Source organism: Afipia clevelandensis ATCC 49720 (assembly GCF_000336555.1).
In the GTDB taxonomy this organism is placed as follows: domain Bacteria; phylum Pseudomonadota; class Alphaproteobacteria; order Rhizobiales; family Xanthobacteraceae; genus Afipia; species Afipia clevelandensis.
Genome location: NZ_KB375281.1, coordinates 725515 through 742286 on the forward strand (window position 1 = coordinate 725515; position 16772 = coordinate 742286).

The 16772-nt window shown below is 61.9% G+C and carries 19 protein-coding genes; 8 read left to right on the plus strand and 11 right to left on the minus strand.

Translation table 11 applies throughout. From position 1 onward, the window contains the following. Window positions 1-150: 150 nt before the first annotated feature. The 5 genes from HMPREF9696_RS03295 (at window position 151) to HMPREF9696_RS03315 (ending at window position 6217) form a co-directional block, all read left to right on the plus strand. On the plus strand, window positions 151-411 hold the full coding sequence (locus HMPREF9696_RS03295; protein WP_002711527.1) for a hypothetical protein: 261 nt from the start codon (window positions 151-153) through the stop codon (window positions 409-411). Window positions 412-519: 108 nt separating this feature from the next. Continuing rightward, on the plus strand, window positions 520-1377 hold the full coding sequence (locus tag HMPREF9696_RS03300; RefSeq protein WP_002711528.1) for a VOC family protein: 858 nt from the start codon (window positions 520-522) through the stop codon (window positions 1375-1377). Between the two features lie 181 nt (window positions 1378-1558). Beyond that, a complete protein-coding gene (gene aspS / locus HMPREF9696_RS03305; RefSeq protein WP_002711529.1) occupies window positions 1559-3331 on the plus strand; it encodes an aspartate--tRNA ligase in 1773 nt (590 codons plus the stop codon). 72 nt (window positions 3332-3403) lie between these two features. Continuing rightward, complete coding sequence (locus HMPREF9696_RS03310; RefSeq protein WP_002711530.1) at window positions 3404-5713, plus strand: NADP-dependent malic enzyme; 2310 nt, start codon at window positions 3404-3406, stop codon at window positions 5711-5713. A 48-nt stretch (window positions 5714-5761) separates the two neighbouring features. Continuing rightward, window positions 5762-6217, plus strand: coding sequence for a DoxX family protein (locus HMPREF9696_RS03315; RefSeq protein WP_002711531.1), 456 nt, complete (start codon window positions 5762-5764; stop codon window positions 6215-6217). Here HMPREF9696_RS03315 and HMPREF9696_RS03320 read toward each other — a convergent pair. From HMPREF9696_RS03320 to HMPREF9696_RS03340, 5 genes are all read right to left on the minus strand, one after another. Further along, the gene (locus tag HMPREF9696_RS03320) at window positions 6214-6759 is read right to left on the minus strand and encodes a dihydrofolate reductase family protein (protein ID WP_002711532.1); all 546 of its coding nucleotides are present in this window, start codon (window positions 6757-6759) and stop codon (window positions 6214-6216) included. The two genes, HMPREF9696_RS03315 and HMPREF9696_RS03320, sit on opposite strands and share 4 nt — an antisense overlap. Window positions 6760-6808: 49 nt before the next feature. Further along, on the minus strand, window positions 6809-7783 hold the full coding sequence (locus tag HMPREF9696_RS03325) for a polysaccharide deacetylase family protein (RefSeq protein WP_002711533.1): 975 nt from the start codon (window positions 7781-7783) through the stop codon (window positions 6809-6811). Window positions 7784-7925: 142 nt separating this feature from the next. Further along, window positions 7926-8498 carry a glutathione peroxidase gene (locus tag HMPREF9696_RS03330; protein ID WP_002711534.1) on the minus strand — a complete coding sequence of 191 codons (573 nt, stop codon included), beginning with the start codon at window positions 8496-8498 and terminating at the stop codon, window positions 7926-7928. 76 nt (window positions 8499-8574) lie between these two features. After that, complete coding sequence (locus tag HMPREF9696_RS03335; protein ID WP_002711535.1) at window positions 8575-10218, minus strand: hypothetical protein; 1644 nt, start codon at window positions 10216-10218, stop codon at window positions 8575-8577. Between the two features lie 55 nt (window positions 10219-10273). Next, the gene (locus HMPREF9696_RS03340; protein WP_051053208.1) at window positions 10274-12004 is read right to left on the minus strand and encodes a L,D-transpeptidase; all 1731 of its coding nucleotides are present in this window, start codon (window positions 12002-12004) and stop codon (window positions 10274-10276) included. Between the two features lie 189 nt (window positions 12005-12193). Between HMPREF9696_RS03340 and HMPREF9696_RS03345 the strand changes: the two genes are divergently transcribed. Further along, complete coding sequence (locus HMPREF9696_RS03345; protein ID WP_002711537.1) at window positions 12194-12727, plus strand: CreA family protein; 534 nt, start codon at window positions 12194-12196, stop codon at window positions 12725-12727. Window positions 12728-12812: 85 nt separating this feature from the next. After that, window positions 12813-13559: a glucose 1-dehydrogenase gene (locus HMPREF9696_RS03350; RefSeq protein WP_002711538.1), complete on the plus strand. Its 747-nt coding sequence runs from the start codon at window positions 12813-12815 to the stop codon at window positions 13557-13559. Here HMPREF9696_RS03350 and HMPREF9696_RS03355 read toward each other — a convergent pair. The 5 genes from HMPREF9696_RS03355 to HMPREF9696_RS03365 all read right to left on the minus strand — a co-directional run bounded on the left by HMPREF9696_RS03355 (window position 13556) and on the right by HMPREF9696_RS03365 (window position 15194). After that, window positions 13556-13804: a DUF6719 family protein gene (locus HMPREF9696_RS03355; RefSeq protein ID WP_002711539.1), complete on the minus strand. Its 249-nt coding sequence runs from the start codon at window positions 13802-13804 to the stop codon at window positions 13556-13558. The genes HMPREF9696_RS03350 and HMPREF9696_RS03355 overlap by 4 nt on opposite strands. A gap of 8 nt (window positions 13805-13812) precedes the next feature. Beyond that, window positions 13813-13962: a hypothetical protein gene (locus HMPREF9696_RS21755; protein ID WP_002711540.1), complete on the minus strand. Its 150-nt coding sequence runs from the start codon at window positions 13960-13962 to the stop codon at window positions 13813-13815. Window positions 13963-13981: 19 nt separating this feature from the next. After that, the gene (locus HMPREF9696_RS03360) at window positions 13982-14311 is read right to left on the minus strand and encodes a DMT family transporter (protein WP_002711541.1); all 330 of its coding nucleotides are present in this window, start codon (window positions 14309-14311) and stop codon (window positions 13982-13984) included. Window positions 14312-14378: 67 nt separating this feature from the next. Then, window positions 14379-14570: a hypothetical protein gene (locus HMPREF9696_RS21155; protein ID WP_002711542.1), complete on the minus strand. Its 192-nt coding sequence runs from the start codon at window positions 14568-14570 to the stop codon at window positions 14379-14381. Window positions 14571-14732: 162 nt separating this feature from the next. Continuing rightward, complete coding sequence (locus HMPREF9696_RS03365) at window positions 14733-15194, minus strand: winged helix-turn-helix transcriptional regulator (protein ID WP_002711543.1); 462 nt, start codon at window positions 15192-15194, stop codon at window positions 14733-14735. Window positions 15195-15254: 60 nt separating this feature from the next. On the opposite strand from HMPREF9696_RS03365, the gene HMPREF9696_RS03370 reads away from it, so the two are divergent. Then, on the plus strand, window positions 15255-15863 hold the full coding sequence (locus tag HMPREF9696_RS03370; RefSeq protein WP_002711544.1) for an NAD(P)-dependent oxidoreductase: 609 nt from the start codon (window positions 15255-15257) through the stop codon (window positions 15861-15863). Window positions 15864-15970: 107 nt separating this feature from the next. Here the strand turns inward: HMPREF9696_RS03370 and HMPREF9696_RS03375 are convergent, their stop codons facing one another. Continuing rightward, window positions 15971-16618 carry a hypothetical protein gene (locus HMPREF9696_RS03375; protein ID WP_002711545.1) on the minus strand — a complete coding sequence of 216 codons (648 nt, stop codon included), beginning with the start codon at window positions 16616-16618 and terminating at the stop codon, window positions 15971-15973. Window positions 16619-16772: the final 154 nt, after the last annotated feature.

Genomic DNA, 16772 nt, shown 5'->3' on the forward strand with positions numbered 1-16772 from the left:
TGCGAAAATCGGCCCATCGGGCAAGCCCACAGGACATGACAGGTACAATTTCCGGGACAATTCCAGTACCCCCTGAACCGGCGGAACGGGAAGCGCGACCAATGGATTGGTATCGCAACGCACTATTCCAGAGGGGAAGGACCGACGGTCATGACTGGGAAACGCAGGATCGGCGTCGGAGCCGCCGTTTTCGCCACTGTGCTGATTTCCGGCATGGCGCTGGCGAACAATCTCAACGTCAACACCGGCACGTACATTCCGATCCGGCCTCACGTCAATCTCAACAACACGATTAATGCCGGGGTGAAGATCCGGACGTATCAGGATATCGACCTGTCCGAAAATTGCCGTCCCGACGAGCGCATCAAGGTCAGGGGCAAGAGGGAATGGCGCTGCCGTCAGGACCGGTGAAACAGCATTCCGCGATGTGAAATCAACCTAGCTATGCGTTGCGGCAATGGGGCTGCATTGCGCGCGGCGGCATGATTAGGTGCGGCTCCACCTGCGAGCTTCCTCACCATGATTATTGGACTCGATCACGCCGTCATTCTCGTCCGCGATATTGAAGCCGGCGTTGCCGGTTATCAGACACTGCTTGGCTGCGCACCAGCATGGCGCGCGGAGAGCAATGGCGCGGCAAGTGCAATTTTCACGCTGGATAACACGTCGGTCGAACTTATGGCGCCGTCCGGCGAAGGTGATGCCGCCGACCGGGTGCGCGCCGCGCTGGACAAACAGGGCGAAGGACTCGCCAGCCTCGCATTCGCGGTCGATGATATCGCGAAGGCGTATCATCGTCTGACGCGGCTCGGCCTTGCACCGGAGGAGATCGGCGAGGGGAGCAGCACCGATCTCGAATCCGGCCGCACGCTGACCTGGAAGCGCACCCGTGCATCGGCTGAATCGACCCACGGCATCCGGCTGTTTTTTCTCCAGCGTAACGAGAGGTTCGCGCGCTCGAAGGAGACCGCATCCGCAGCCGTCTCCATGCTCGATCATCTTGTGATCGCAACGCCCGATCCGGATCGGACCGCGGCACTTTATGGTGCGCGCCTCGGCCTCGACATGAAGCTGGACCGGACCATCCCTGCAATCGGCACGCGCTTCCTGTTTTTCAGGACGGGCGGGCTGGTGTTCGAGATCATCCATCGGCTCAAGGACGGCAGGGGCGATGGCCCTGACAAGATTTACGGGGTGTCCTGGCGGGTGGCGGATGTCGAGGCGACACGCAAGCGGCTTCAGGAGGCCGGTCTGGAGGTCTCCGAGGTCCGTGAGGGTCGCAAGCCGGGTACCCGGGTTTTCACGGTTCGGACCGGGACATTCGGCGTCCCGACCATCGTGATCGAGCAGGGACAGAGGGACGCGGACGACAACTAGCGGGCAGCCCGTCCGTCTGACGACAGATTCGTTGTTTTTATTAATCTTTTTCCCGCCATTCGGGAGGCGAGGCGGCACCATCCGGTTGCCGCGTTCCCTTCGCTCGGGTAAACCCTGCGCGCGCGGGATACTCCCCGCACTCCCTGATTCTTGCCTCTGACCGCCGATTTCCAGGATTTCCATGCATCGTTATCGTTCCCACACCTGCGGCGCGCTCCGCGAAGCCGACATCGGCCAGGACGTCCGGCTCTCAGGCTGGTGCCACCGCATCCGCGACCATGGCGGCCTGCTGTTTATCGACCTGCGCGATCACTACGGCATGACCCAGTGCGTGGTGGATCCGGACTCGAAGGCCTTCAGCCTCGCCGAGAAGCTGCGCGCCGAGTGGGTGGTCAAGATCGACGGCAAGGTCCGCCGCCGTCCCGAGGGCACCGACAATCCCGAATTGCCGACTGGCATCGTCGAGGTCTTCATCAACGAGATCGAAGTGCTGGGCGAGGCGGGCGAACTGCCGATGCCGGTGTTCGGCGATCAGGAATATCCCGAGGAAATCCGTCTCAAGTACCGCTTCCTCGATCTGCGCCGCGAAAAGCTGCACCAGAACATCATGACCCGCGGCGCCATCGTCGACTCGATGCGCGCGCGGATGAAGAAGGCCGGCTTCTTTGAATTCCAGACGCCGATCCTCACCGCATCGTCGCCGGAAGGCGCGCGCGACTTCCTCGTGCCGTCACGCATTCATCCCGGCAAGTTCTATGCGCTGCCGCAGGCGCCGCAGCAGTACAAGCAACTGCTGATGATGTCGGGCTTCGACCGTTACTTCCAGATCGCACCATGCTTCCGCGACGAAGACCCGCGCGCAGACCGTCTGCCAGGCGAGTTCTACCAGCTCGATCTGGAGATGAGCTTCGTCACGCAGGAAGACGTGTTCGCTGCGATGGAGCCGGTGATTACCGGCGTGTTCGAGGAGTTCGCCAACGGCAAGCCGGTCACCAAGAAGTGGCCGCGCATTCCGTTCGCTGAAAGCCTGCGCAAGTACGGTACCGACAAGCCGGATCTTCGCAATCCTCTGGTGATGCAGGATGTGTCCGAACACTTCCGCGGCTCGGGCTTCAAGGTGTTCGCGCGCATGCTCGAAGACGCGACCAATCAGGTCTGGGCGATTCCCGGACCGGGCGGCGGTTCGCGCGCGTTCTGCGATCGCATGAACTCGTGGGCGCAGGGCGAAGGCCAGCCGGGCCTTGGCTACATCATGTGGCGTGAAGGCGGCGAGGGCGCAGGCCCGCTTGCCAACAACATCGGACCAGAGCGCACCGCCGCGATCCGCGATCAGCTTGGTCTGAAGGAAGGCGATGCGGCGTTCTTCGTCGCGGGCGATCCGTCGAAATTCTGGAAGTTCGCAGGTCTCGCGCGCACGAAGCTGGGTGAAGAACTCAACCTGATCGACAAGGACCGGTTCGAGCTCGCCTGGATCGTCGACTTCCCGATGTATGAGTACAACGAGGAAGACAAGAAGGTCGACTTCTCGCACAACCCGTTCTCGATGCCGCAGGGCGGCCTCGAAGCGCTGGAAACGCAGGACCCGCTGACCATCAAGGCGTTCCAGTACGACATCGCCTGCAACGGCTACGAGATCGCGTCTGGCGGCATCCGCAACCATCGCCCGCAGGCGATGGTGAAGGCCTTCGAGATCGCAGGCTATGGCGAGGAAACGGTCATCGAGCGTTTCGGCGGCATGTACCGGGCGTTCCAGTATGGCGCACCGCCGCATGGCGGCATGGCCGCCGGTGTCGACCGCATTGTCATGTTGCTTTGCGGTACGAACAACCTGCGCGAGATTTCGCTTTTCCCGATGAATCAACGTGCCGAAGATCTGCTCATGGGCGCGCCATCGGAAGTCTCGCTGAAGCAGTTGCGCGAGCTTCATATCCGGCTCAATCTGCCGCAAAGTTGAATCGCATAACCGTCGCAAGACGGGACTAAACAGTCCGCCGGAAGGCGGGCTGATAAGAGACCGGGAGTGGATATGGCGTCGACGTTATCGGAAGAACTGCGCCTTGCGGCGCTGTCGTATCATCGCCTTCCACGGCCCGGTAAGCTCGAAATACAGGCGACCAAGCCTCTCGCGAACCAGCGTGACCTTGCGCTGGCCTATTCGCCGGGTGTCGCCGCGGCATGCGAGGCCATCGCGGCTGATCCGCAACAGGCTGCTGAACTCACGATCCGCTCCAATCTGGTTGCCGTCGTCAGCAACGGCACTGCTGTGCTCGGCCTCGGCAACATCGGCCCGCTTGCATCCAAGCCGGTGATGGAAGGCAAGGCGGTTCTGTTCAAGAAGTTCGCCGGCATCGATGTGTTCGACATTGAAATCGCGGCGGACACCATCGCGCGCGTGGTGGACACAGTGGCGGCGCTGGAGCCGACCTTCGGCGGCATCAACCTTGAAGATATCAAGGGGCCTGAGTGCTTCGAGATCGAGGAGCAACTCAAGGCGCGGATGAAAATCCCCGTGTTCCACGATGACCAGCATGGCACCGCCATTATCGTCTGCGCGGCGGTTCGCAATGCGCTGATGATCAACGGCAAGAAGCTGGAAGACTGCAAGATTGTGGCTTCCGGCGCGGGCGCTGCAGCGATCGCCTGCCTCAACCTTCTGGTGTCCCTCGGTGCGCAGCGCAAGAACATCTGGGTTTGCGACATCGACGGTCTTGTCTATGAAGGCCGCAACACCCTGATGGACAAGTGGAAGGCGGTCTACGCGCAAAAGACCGACAAGCGCACGCTGGGCGACGTGATCGCAGGCGCAGACATTTTTCTCGGCGTGTCGGCGGGCGGCGTGCTCAAGCCCGAGATGGTCAAGCAGATGGCGGACCAGCCGTTGGTGATGGCGCTGGCCAATCCGAATCCGGAGATCATGCCGGACGAGGCGCGCAAGGCGCGCCCCGATGCGATGATCTGCACCGGGCGCTCCGACTTTCCGAACCAGGTCAACAACGTCCTGTGCTTCCCCTTTATCTTCCGCGGCGCGCTCGATGTGGGCGCGACGGCAATCAACGAGGCGATGAAGGTGGCCGCGGTCGACGCACTGGCGCAGCTTGCCCGCGATCCACCGTCCGATGTGGTGGTCCGCTTCGATGGCGGCGAGACGCAGGGCTTCGGTCCCGGTTCGCTGATCCCGTCGCCGTTCGATCCGCGGCTGATCCTGCGCGTGGCGCCTGCGGTGGCCAAGGCCGCCATGGACTCCGGCGTTGCGACGCGGCCGATTACCGACTTCGATGCCTATATCGGTCAGCTCGACCGCTTCGCGTTCCGCTCCGGCCTTGTGATGAAGCCGGTGTTCGCGAAAGCCAAGACCCAGCCGGTGCGCGTGATCTACGCCGAGGGCGAGGACGAGCGCGTGCTGCGCGCGGTGCAGGTGGTGCTGGAGGAAAAGCTGGCGCGGCCCATTCTGGTCGGGCGTCCATCGGTGGTCGCGGCCCGCATCAAGCGGTTCGGCCTCTCGATCAATCCCGGCAGCGATTTCGACCTCATCAATCCCGAGGACGATCCGCGTTATCGCTCCTATGTGCAAAGTTATATCGATTTCGCCGGGCGGCACGGCATCACGCCGGAAGCCGCGCGGACCTTGGTGCGCACCAACGCGACCGTGATCGCGGCGCTGGCGGTGGCGCGGGGCGAGGCCGACGCCATGCTGTGCGGCGTCGATGGCCGCTACATGAGCCACCTGCGGCGCATCCGTGAGATCATCGGCGTTGCGCCGGGACTGGCAGACTATTCGGCACTGGCGCTGGTGATCACCAGCAAGGGGTCGTACTTCATTGCGGATACGCAGATCCGTCCTAATCCGACCGCCGAGGAACTGGCGGAAATGGCGGCGCTGGCCGCTGTCCATGTCCAGCGTTTCGGAATTAAGCCGAAGGTCGCGTTCCTGTCGCACTCGGATTTCGGCAGCTACGACTCGGCCTCGGCCCAGAAGATGCGCCGCGCCACCGAAATCCTGGTGAACGATCATCCGGAAATCGAGGCTGACGGTGAAATGCAGGGCGATTCCGCGTTGACAGCGCTGTCGCGCCAACTCGTGCTGCCGCATTCCCGGCTCGAAGGCTCGGCCAATATCCTGATCATGCCGAACCTCGACGCAGCGAACATCGCGTATCAAATGATCAAGGTTCTGGCGGACGCCCTGCCGGTGGGGCCGATCCTGATCGGGCCGGCGCGGCCGGCGCATATCCTGACGCCCTCGGTGACGGCACGCGGCATTCTCAACATGACGGCGGTGGCGGCAGTCGAGGCGCAGGAGCGGGCAGGACGACAGCAGCCAACGCTATTCGGCTGACGGGAACTCCTGTATAGTCCTGCTTCTGGGGATTTAACGGGGCCGCATATGCCAGCCATTGTCACGGTCGGACGTGTACTGTTCGTCGTCCTGTTTGTGTTTTCGGGCGCGTCCAAGCTGTTCGATATCGCATCGACCACGCAGGCGATCACGGACAAGGTGGTTCTGCCGTCGATGCTGATGCCCTATACGGCCCAGCTCGAGGGCGTGACAGGCATGCCGACCGCGCAACTCCTCGCGATCCTTGCAGGCGCGCTGGAAGTGATCGGCGGATTGTTCATCGCGCTGAACTTCGGCACGCGGACTTTCGCCTGGCTGCTGATCCTGTTCGTCGCGGTGACGACGTTCTACTTCCACAATTTCTGGGACATGACCGGCGCGGACAAGATCAACAACATGATCCACGCCCTGAAGAATCTGTCCCTGATCGGCGGATTGCTGTTGATTGCGGGTTATCCGCGCCCTGTGGCGATGGAAGACAGCGGCCGTTACACGGACGTCTAGCCTCGCCGCCATGCGGTGACGTCGACCCGGTTGTCCGCATCGAGCACGCGCGTTTCATCAGCCTTCAATCCGTGAGCGGCGAGAATGTCCTGTGGCGAATGCTGCGGCACGCCGGGAAAGCCGCCCATTCCGCCGGGAATGGTCAGGCCGTGCGCCTGTGACAGCCAGAATGTGTCATAGCGGTCCATGAACATCCCGAATACGACGGGCCCGCCGATAATCGCTGCAATCCCGTCCGTCACACCGCTCATCCGGCAAGCATCCTCAAACGAGGCGCCTGCGGGATTCCATAAGGTGGCCTTGGGATTCTCTGGATCCCCGGCGAGGGCCGGAATGTTCCGCGTCAGGATGATGCGCGTGCGCTCAGGCGAGCGCGGCTGATCCTCGAACGAGTTTCTGCCGTGGACGATCAGGTCGGCGGCGTCGAGCGCGGATTCAAAAAAACGCTGATCGGCCTCGAACTTGAGCGAAGCGGGCATTACGCCATTCGCATCGGCGAGCATGCCGTCGGCGGAGACAATTACATAGCCTTCAATACGCATGGGTTGCGGTTTAGCCATTTCCGGGACGACCGCAAGTGCGGGTTTGCCGCTATTCGGAGATGGTCTGCACCACGCTGTTGAGTGGCCGCGAACTGACCGTCGGCAGCTTGAGGCCCTTGACCACTTCCTCGTCGTATTGCGCGATGGTGGTCACCGGCGCTTTCGCTTTCACCTGAACGACCTTGTAGCCGCCGGCCTTCAGCCGCTTCATGAGTTCGGGCAAGGCTTCGCCTGTATGTTTCTGAAAGTCGTGCATCAGGATGATGCCCTTGCCGTTCTTGTCGAGCTTGTGCATCACGGTGTCGACGATCTTCTCGGGCTTGCTCGCCTTGAAGTCGAAGGAGTCGAGGTCGCACGACCAGATCGAGATGTTGCGTTCGCCGAGATAGGTCACCATTGCGGGCGGATGCTGGAGCGCGGGGAAGCGGAACAGCGGCGAGGGGGCTGCGCCCAGCGCCCACTTCACGGCGCTGAATCCCTTCTCGATTTCTTCCTTGCGCTGCTCGTCGGTCAGCTTCTTGTTGTTGAGATTGGCGTGCGACCATGTGTGCGAGCCGATGGTGTGGCCTTCTGCGGCCACATGCTTGAGGATTTCCGGATAGTAGGTCGCATGCTTGCCGATCGGGAAGAAGATCGCCTTGGTGCATTCCTCGGCGAGCGTCTTCAACACCGACGGCGTGTTCACCGGCCAGGGGCCGTCATCGAATGTCAGCACCACTTCCTTGTCGCGCAGAAAGTCGAGCTGCTTGAAATGTTCAAAGCCGAAACCAGGGCCGCCGGTGGTGTCGATCTGCACCACGCGCGACACGCCGATGGCATTCGGGTTGGCGCAGTTGGCTTTTGCGGCAGTCGGAGCAGGCGCGGGTGCCGCTGCTGCGGGAGTCGGGGCGGGCGCTGGCGCCGGAACGGCGGCGGGCGCAGGGGGTGGAGTGGTGCGCTGCGGGATAAGAGCCTGCGACCAGGCGCTGGTGAAAGCGCAGACCGAAATGGCGCTGGCGGCGAAAAATGTTGCCTTGATACGCATCGCAAATACCCCTGAACGCAAAATCTCCCGCGTCCGGTCCGTCGGACGCCAACGTAGTCCCCGATTGTGAGCCTAGACCCACAACGAAAATCGCGCCAACCGATTTTCCACAGGAGCGTTGGCAGGGTTAATCAGGGGGAGATCAGGTGTTTAAAGCGCGCGCGATGGCCGTGACGATACGGGTATCGGTAGGTTCGATGCGTGAGGAGAACGCTTCCGCAATATGGCCGTCGCGGCCGACGAGGTACTTGTGGAAGTTCCAGCCGGGAATATCGGACGGACGTTCGGTGGCCGCCCATTTGTAAAAGGGATGGGCGTTCGGGCCTTTCACGGACGTCTTGGCCGTCATCGGGAAGCTGACGTGATAGGTCTGTTCGGCGGTGTGGGCGATGTCGCTTGCGCCGCCCGGTTCCTGCGCGCCGAAGTCGTTCGACGGCACGCCGATCACCATAAACCCGCGGTCCCTGAATTTCGTCCAGACGTCTTCAAGTCCGGCATATTGCGGCGTGAAGCCGCAGAGCGAGGCGGTGTTCACCACCAGAAGCGGCTTGCCGGCATAGTCGGCAAGGCGGATGTCGCCGCCTTTGAGACCCTGGAAGGAAAAGCCGTAAGCCGTCATGCGGCTCATCGCGGCCTGCGCGAAGGCGGCTCGCGGCGCGAACGGAAGTGCTGCGGCTGCGGCAATGGCCGTTATCACGCTTCGGCGGTCGATCATGATGCGCTCCCTGAGGGTCTCTCGATCAAGATAACGGATCAAGGCCTTCAGGAGTTTCAAGAAGCGGTGACGATCCTCACGGGTGCTTGGGCGGCTTGTCGCACCATGGCATCGGCAGCAGCGGTTCGTAATACTCGTTCCACTCGCAGATATATTCCGGGCCGCTGCGCTTCATCACATGCTTGACCGGTTCGGCCTGGCTGATGGCGACATGAATAACGATCAGCGCCGCGCCGATCGGATAGGCCCATTTGCTGAACCGCAGATCGTTCAGCCTCTCCAGCAGAAGTGCGCCCGCCAGAATGATCAGCGGGTCGGTCAGGATGAAGTATTCGGCCTTGAGATTGCGCCGAACGCCGAGTGCGTCGATGCCGATGGCGGACAACAGAAGGATGGCGGCCTGAATGGCGGCTTGCCGCTCACCCCTGATCCAGGCGTAGACGATGCCGGGGAAGACCAGCCAGGTCAGGAACACGGTCGGTCGTGGCGACGTGAAAAGCACAAAGGTGTAGCGCTGCAGCACGGATTTGACGCCGTCGAACAGCAGGGCAATCGCCGCCCAGATCTTTCCGCCTTCGGTAGCCGATGTCGCGGGCGCGTCGGCAAACACCAGCATTTTCTCGACAGGATTGATAACGGCGACCACGTTCTGCGGATCGAACGCGATATAGAGCGCGAGCAGCCCGAGCGATGCACCGGCGGCGATTGCGAAGATGGACGCCAGCGTTTCGCTCGCGCTCACCCGCCACAGTGCCGCGAAAGCGACCATGCCGATGCCGATCCATGTCAGCAGGGCAATCTGATAGATTCCGAACCGGCCCGCGATCAGCGGGTGCAACTGGGCGATGTCGATGGACTCAGGTTCGAGGCCTGCAGCGATGAGCGGCCATGCCAGAGCAAGCATGCCGGCTGCGATCATGGCTGCAAGGAGAACCGCCGGCCATGCCGCCGGGCGGCGCCAGAACACAGCGCTCGCGCCATCCGCTGTACCGAAAGGCAGCATGATGACCGGCAGCGCGGCGATCAGCAGAATGATCTGAACCTTGTTCTCCATGCCGAGCACGCACAGCGCAGCGGCCGCGCCCATCGCCAACGGCCGCCAGTTGCCGGCGCGGCGGGCTGCCGCGATCAGCAGCATCAGCGCAAAGGTGAACAGGCATGCGGCGATCAGTTCGCTGCGCAGGATGCGCATGTGAACCGCCATGCCGCCGGAGAAGGCAAAGGCGAATGTGGTCAGTAAAGCAATCCGCCAGTCGCGGAAAACGCGGCGGGCGAGTACGGCAAAAACAGCGACAAAGAATGTCGCGGTCAGCCATGCCACGATGCGGCCCGCGCGCACGGCGCTGGTCATCGCAGCGTCGAACCCGGGCACGTTCAGCGCGGAAGGGATGGACGACAGTTTCCACGCATCGAGCAGCCCCAGCGCATGCATGAACTGAAACCAGGTCTTCACCGACAGGATAGTGAAATAGGACGGATGGTCGAAGAACGCCTGCGGCTTGCCGTCGTTCATGACGAGCGCGTTGTAGACGATCATGAAATCCATGTCGGCATTGCGCCAGTAAATGACGAAATAGCCGGCGAGGAAAAATGACAGCGCAAGCCCGATCAGGATGACGGCCATGCCGCCGTTCCAGCCGAATGGGGTCAGCCGCGCGAGCGCATCGCGGCGCGGGTCGTTGAGGGCTGGTGCGGTCTTGCTATCGGGAGAAGCTGTCATGACCGGCGCGTTCTAGCTTAACGTGCGGCTGAAAGCCAACCATGTGCTTCTTCGTTTAACGCAGTGGGACGATGAAGTCCGTGCCGCGGCCGGTTTCGTCGCCAAGGCCGCGATCCGATACCGTGATCGAGCCGCCCGGGGCCAGCGCCGAGGCGATCCGCACCATGACGTCATCGGAAATGGTCAAACGGTCGAGGGCTTCGGTGGGGGACGACGGCTGGACCGGCACCCTTGCCACCACCGGTTCACCGCGTTTGCGGCGCGGAGCGTTTTCGGCGTGTGGCTGCGCCGGAAGCGAGACCACCGACCAGCGCAATGCGTCTGCATCAGCCTTGTCAGCGCGCACCGTGAACACATGAGTGCCGAGCGGACGGTCCGAGGCGGCGATGGTCACCGGCGCTTCAAACCACGGCTCGAAGTTCTGCCGCACGAAAATCTTGTTCTCGTTGCCGCTGACGAAGACGGCAATATGCCCGCTGCGCGGCTTCACCGGGCCGATGAACTCCGCCGAGCTTTCCAGCGGCAGCGTGATATGGGCGGGGGGCACATGATCGGTGGCGCGGGCCTGATCCTTTTCGGCCTTTGGCGCGTCCGCCGCCGCTTCCTTTGCAGAATCTGCGGGGGCTTCGGTCTTCCTGTCGTCCGGTTTGGCGTCGGCGGGCTTGTCGTCAGAGTTGCTATCGGCTCTGGCCGGATCGTCCTTGGCGGCCCCGCCAGCATCTGCGCCATCTTTCGTCGAGGCGACAGCACCGTCCTTCGCGCCATCCTTTAAGGCATCCTTGTTCTCATCCTTGGCGCCTTCAGTCTTGTCCTCAGGAGCGGGCGATCCATCGCGGCCTGCGTCCCAGCGCTGCGCAACGACCACGTCGCCGGCGTCGTTCCTCTGCGGAAGCGTGCCGCTGGCGTCAGCGGTACGGATCGGCTGGCCCTCCTCAAGGGAGGTCAGGCGCAATTGCGGCTTCTCGTGAGCCGCGGCGTCGACAATCGACGCGCGATCCGCTTTTGGCGTCGTCTCGGCATGCTTCTCCGGTGCGCTCGCGGCAGCGAGAGGCTTTATGTCAGGCTTGCGTGCAATCAGCAGCGGATGGGAAATATCGGCCGGCGAGATTTCGCCCGGTGTGATGACAACGCGCGCACCCATGCGGGTCCAGCCCCACATCCGCATCGCGAAGTTCATCGGCATGCGGATGCAGCCGTGGGACGCGGGATAACCGGGCAAAACACCCGCATGCAGGGCGACGCCTGACCATGTGATGCGCTGCATGTAGGGCATCGGCGCGCCGCTGTAGATATTCGAGCGGTGATATTTGTTTTTCTGGATGATGCTGAACACGCCCATCGGCGTTGAGTGTCCGCGCATGCCGGTAGACACCGGAGACTCCGCGAACAGGCCGTTCTGGTCGTAGAGCTTCAGGGTCTGGTTCTCGATCGAGATTGCGACTGTGATCGGGCCGACCGGTTTGGCCGTATCCTTCGGCGCTTCAGGCAGTTTCTGCCTTGGGCGGGCGATCCGGTGACGGCGCGGTTCGGCGTAATGCGGCGGTTCGGCATAAACGCTGCGGCCGGGGTCCATCGGCCAATAGATCTGGGCCTCTGCGGGCAGGGCAAAACCCGTTGTCAGCACAGCGGCCAGCCAGGCCGAGTTCCGGATCGCCGAACGGGATGGACGGGAACCGAAGCCGTCGCCGGATGAAAGGATGGAGCCGGTCCGAAGGGCTTCCGAAAAGGGTAACCAATTGCCGAGCACGCGAAATTCCTCAAATGATTCCAGTATTGGTGTCGCCATCCGGCTAAATGTTCATCCGGCCTGATACCGCATTCTGCGTGATTCACGTTGCTGAAATGCTAGCCGCTCCGCCTTCAAAAGCGCTTAACGGTCACAATCCCGTGCCTTCCAACCCGGCCGAAGCACCCCACATGAGGGGCGTGGCCCGGGGCGTCTCCCGGGCCTTGTTGTGACCTGTGGAGTCTGAAGATGTCCTTCTGTTCGATCCGCGTGACCGCTGCGCTGTTGGCCGCCGCCCTGACCGCCCTGGCCACCGCACCCCCGGCTGCTGCGGCTGAAGAGCCGGACCTGATCTTCCGTCGCTCCACGGTGTTCAAGCTCCTGAGCCCGGACGACAAGCTCGCGACCTACGGCGTGGATGATCCCGCCGTGGAGGGCGTGGCGTGTCATTTCACCGTGCCGGAGAAGGGCGGCTACAAGGGCTGGCTGGGATTGGCCGAGCAGGTCTCGGACATCTCGCTGGCCTGCCGCCAGATCGGCCCGATCCGTTTCAAGGCCAAGGCCAGCCAGGGTGAGGATATGTTCCGCCAGCGCCGCTCGTTGTTCTTCAAGAAAATGCAGATCGTGCGCGGCTGCGACGCCAAGCGCAATGTGCTGGTCTATATGGTCTACTCGGACAAGCTGATCGACGGCTCGCCGAAGAACTCGACGTCCTCCGTTCCGATCATGCCGTGGGGCGCCAACGACACTATCCAGAAATGCGGAGACTACATTTCGGGCTAGTGGCTGTTGAGATGCCCGGCTTGCCTTTGCCGACCGTTTGATCGACGCTTGCGGGCAACGACAACAAACATCAAAGGGCGGACACATGCGTCTCAAGGACAAGGTTGCGGTGGTCACCGGCGGCGCGTCGGGCTTCGGTGCGGCCATCGCCCGGCATTTCGTGGATGAAGGCGCCAAGGTCGTCATCCTCGATCTGAACGGCGAGGGCGCGGCGCGCGTTGCGGCGAATACCGGAGGCGCGGTCGCGATGGCAGGCGATGTCTCCAAACGTCCCGATATCGACAAGGCCGTTGCGATGGCGCTCGACAAATTCGGACGGCTCGACATCGTCGTGAACAATGCAGGCTGGTCGTTCCGCAACAAGCCGATCATGGATGTGACGGAGGACGAGTTTGACCGCGTGTTCGCGGTCAACGTCAAATCCATCTTTCACATGACCAATGCGGTTGTGCCGGTGATGCGGAGGCAGGGCGGCGGCTGCATCATCAACATCGGCTCGACCGGCGGCATCCGCCCGCGGCCGGGATTGACCTGGTACAACGGCTCCAAGGGCGCGGTGAACTTGCTGTCCGGCGCGATGGCGGCGGAGCTTGCGCCGGACAGAATCCGCGTCAATTGCGTCGCGCCGGTGATGGGCGAGACGGCGCTCCTCGAAACCTTCATGGGCGTGCCCGATACGCCGGAGAACCGCGCAAAATTCATCGCGACCATTCCGCTCGGCCGCATGTCACAGCCTGACGATATTGCAAAAGCGTGCGTTTATCTGGCGTCGGACGATGCGGATTTCGTCACCGGCGTAGTGTTGCCGGTCGACGGTGGGCGAACGATCTAGCGCTTTCCCTTGCGATCGACGCATTTCTTGGTGCGCTCGACGCCTGTTGCGCCGAGGCGCAGGCCGCTGATTTCCTTGATCTGGCCCGCGGGGCAGGAGCCATCGTCGACATACACCTTCTGGCCGAGCCGCAGGTCGGTGATGTCGGATTCGCGGCCGACAATGTCGGCGCGCGCGGTGGCGGCAAGAGCGGCTGACAGAAATACGCCAAGCAGCAGCGTCCGTGACGACGAAAATGCAGTCATGCAGCAACTCACTTGTTCTGAATTTTCACTCCGCCAGGGCCGACATTGATCTGCAGGCCCTTCGGTTCCCGGTTGTCCTGATAGACCTTGTAGCCGAGCACGGCGACCGCGATCACGAGGGCGCCGACCACGGCGTAGAGAATGTTGCGATTGTCCATGCGTGATCTCTCCAATGCATCAATGCGAAACGGTCGATGAAAACAGGTTGATGGTGCCGACGCCGGCGATGATGAGCGCAAGCCCGATGACGGCTGGCATGTCGAGCTTTTGGCCGAACCAGACGAGGCCGACGAGGGTGATGAGCACGATGCCGAGACCGGACCAGATTGCGTAAGCGATCCCGACCGGCATGGTGCGCAACACCAGCGACAGGAAATAGAACGACGCCGCGTAGCCGAGCGCGGTCAGGATCAGCGGCTTGGGCCTGGTGAACTGCTCCGACGCCTGCAGCGCGGAGGTTCCGATCACCTCAAGGATGATCGCGGTGATGAGGTAGACATAGGTCATGCCTCACCGTAGTCGGACCACCCTGATTCTCATAGGCGCGGGCGCCCCCCGCGGAAGTGCGATGGGATTAGTGCTTTGCCACTGTTTCCCGGACTTCGGTGCAGCAGGCGGGGCATTCATAAACGAAGTCGACGCGCGCCAGATCCCAATGAGGCTGAACCTCCGTGATCTGCATGGGACGGCTCAGACAGCTTGGACACACGGCCATCGCCGCGTGGAAAATCTGACGCTTTTGGTGATGCTGTGCATAGGCTGGCATGATTGCTCTCCTTGATCTTGGGAGCTCGAAGTTTCATCGCCGGCGAAGTCTCATCGATTGTCGCCGATGATGTGCCATCCTAACGCGCAAGCCGAAAACGCTTCATCAACTCTTGCGAACGCACGCAGAACATTCGCACAAAGCCCGTGCGTGTGACTAAATCTACACAGTTCCTGCCTTGGTTCGGTCATATTGCACTTGAGCTTTCGCGACATCACCCATGTGCCGCTCGGCCCAGATGCGCAACGCATCGACGGTCTCGCTCAAGGTCCGCCCCAGCGGCGTGATCGAATACTCGACTGTCACCGGAACAGTCGGCGTGACCTTGCGCGAGACAAGGCCATCGCGCTCAAGACCCTTCAGGGTTTGTGACGCCATCTTCTGCGTCAGTCCGCCGATCTCCCGGCGCAGCTCGTTGAAGCGCCACGGCCGCCTGGACAGCAGGATCAGCAGCAGCACGGTCCATTTGTCCGCGATGCGATCGAGCACCAATCGCGTCGGACAATCGTCCGCGTAGGGATTGGCGGGCCAGCTTCCACGCGCAGCCTTCGCTGCCCGGGGTTTCTCCGAAGGGACCATGTCTCGGAAAAGTGCCTTCTTCACAACGGCGCTGCCTGGGGGCATCTGATGTCCATTCGTTAGTTGGTATCCATTAGATACCACATCAGCCAAGGGACGCAAATCATGAAGATCGCACTGATCGGAGCCACCGGCCGCGCAGGCTCGGAAATCCTCAAGGAACTCGTTCGCCGCGGCCATGCGGTTACCGCCATTGTCCGCAATCCGGAGAAGGTGCCGCCCGCGGCGAACGTCACCGCGACGAAAGGCGACGTGTTCGACACGGCCGGACTCACGGAATTGCTGAAAGGGCACGACGCCGTCATCAGCGCGGTGCACTTCCTGCAAAGCGATCCGCAGAAGCTGATCGACGCCGTGAAGGCGGCGGGCGTGAAGCGTTATCTCGTGGTTGGCGGCGCGGGCAGCCTCGAGGTCGCTCCCGGCGTTGCGCTGGTGACGACGCCGGAGTTTCCGGCTGCCTACAAGGCCGAAGCGCTCAAGGGCGGGGATTTCCTCGCGCTGCTGCGTCAGGAAAAAGACCTCGACTGGACGTTCTTGTCGCCCTCGGCGTTGTTTTTTGACGGGCCGCGCACCGGCACGTTTCGCCTCGGCAAGGATCAGCTTCTGAGCAACGAGAAAGGCAGCAGCATTTCGTTCGCGGACTATGGCATTGCGATGGCTGATGAAGTCGAGAAGCCCGCGCATTCGCGGCAGCGGTTCACGGTGGGATATTGATCCTTGCAGGTCATCCTTCGGCCGCCGCACCCGGCGTGGCGGCCGAATGATTGAGGATGTGCGGACTCTTTGCAGAATGACTGGCCGGAGACTTTCGGAGCGGTGCGTTACGACCGCGCAGATCTCCCATTCGGAGAACTGACAATCCCTCCGATGAACTGTGCACCGATCCAGCAGACCAAACCTGCGAGCGGTATGGGTGCAAGCGGCGCGAAGACCAGAAGACCCAGCCCGGAGTCGGGATTAAGAAAGCTGGGATATGAACCGAACCAGAGCGGCATGCTGAGCACGGCCTGAACGACGCCGATGCCCTGGCCGGCGTCGAAGACGTTGGACACCATATCGGGAGCCAGAAAGAACAGCGGAACATTGAGCAAGGACATCGCTGCTGCGGAAAACCACATCGCAGACCGGGAAGACCGAAAGTTCGGTGCCAGCCGTGAAGCTACATACAAAGCAACGAAACCCCAATTCATAAGAGCGAAATCGAGGGGGAGCTGAAAAATGAATGACGAAAATTGGTATCCGGCTTTTCCGGCCTGCAACAAACCGGATTTGTAACCAAGATAAATGAGCGCAGCGATTGCGCTTGGACCAATAGAAACTGCCAAGAACGCAATCAGAGGAACTTGAGTCCAGGCGATCGACCGGCCGTTTGCAGAAGCAGCATATCGTCCCTTGAACCAGGCGAGCAGGATCGCCACCAGCATCAGGGTGAGGGCGGCATACTTTAACCGGTCGGACATCAGGAGCATTGTGTCACGCTTGTCTTTGAGAAAGATCTGCCTTGAGCAGGGAAATCATTAGTCGCTGCTGCGCGGGCCGAGGTTCAACCGGCCACTCTCCATCGTAGCGATGCCTACCTGCGAGGTCATCGCGTCCCTTCCAGTCGCGCCCTAAAGTTGGCTA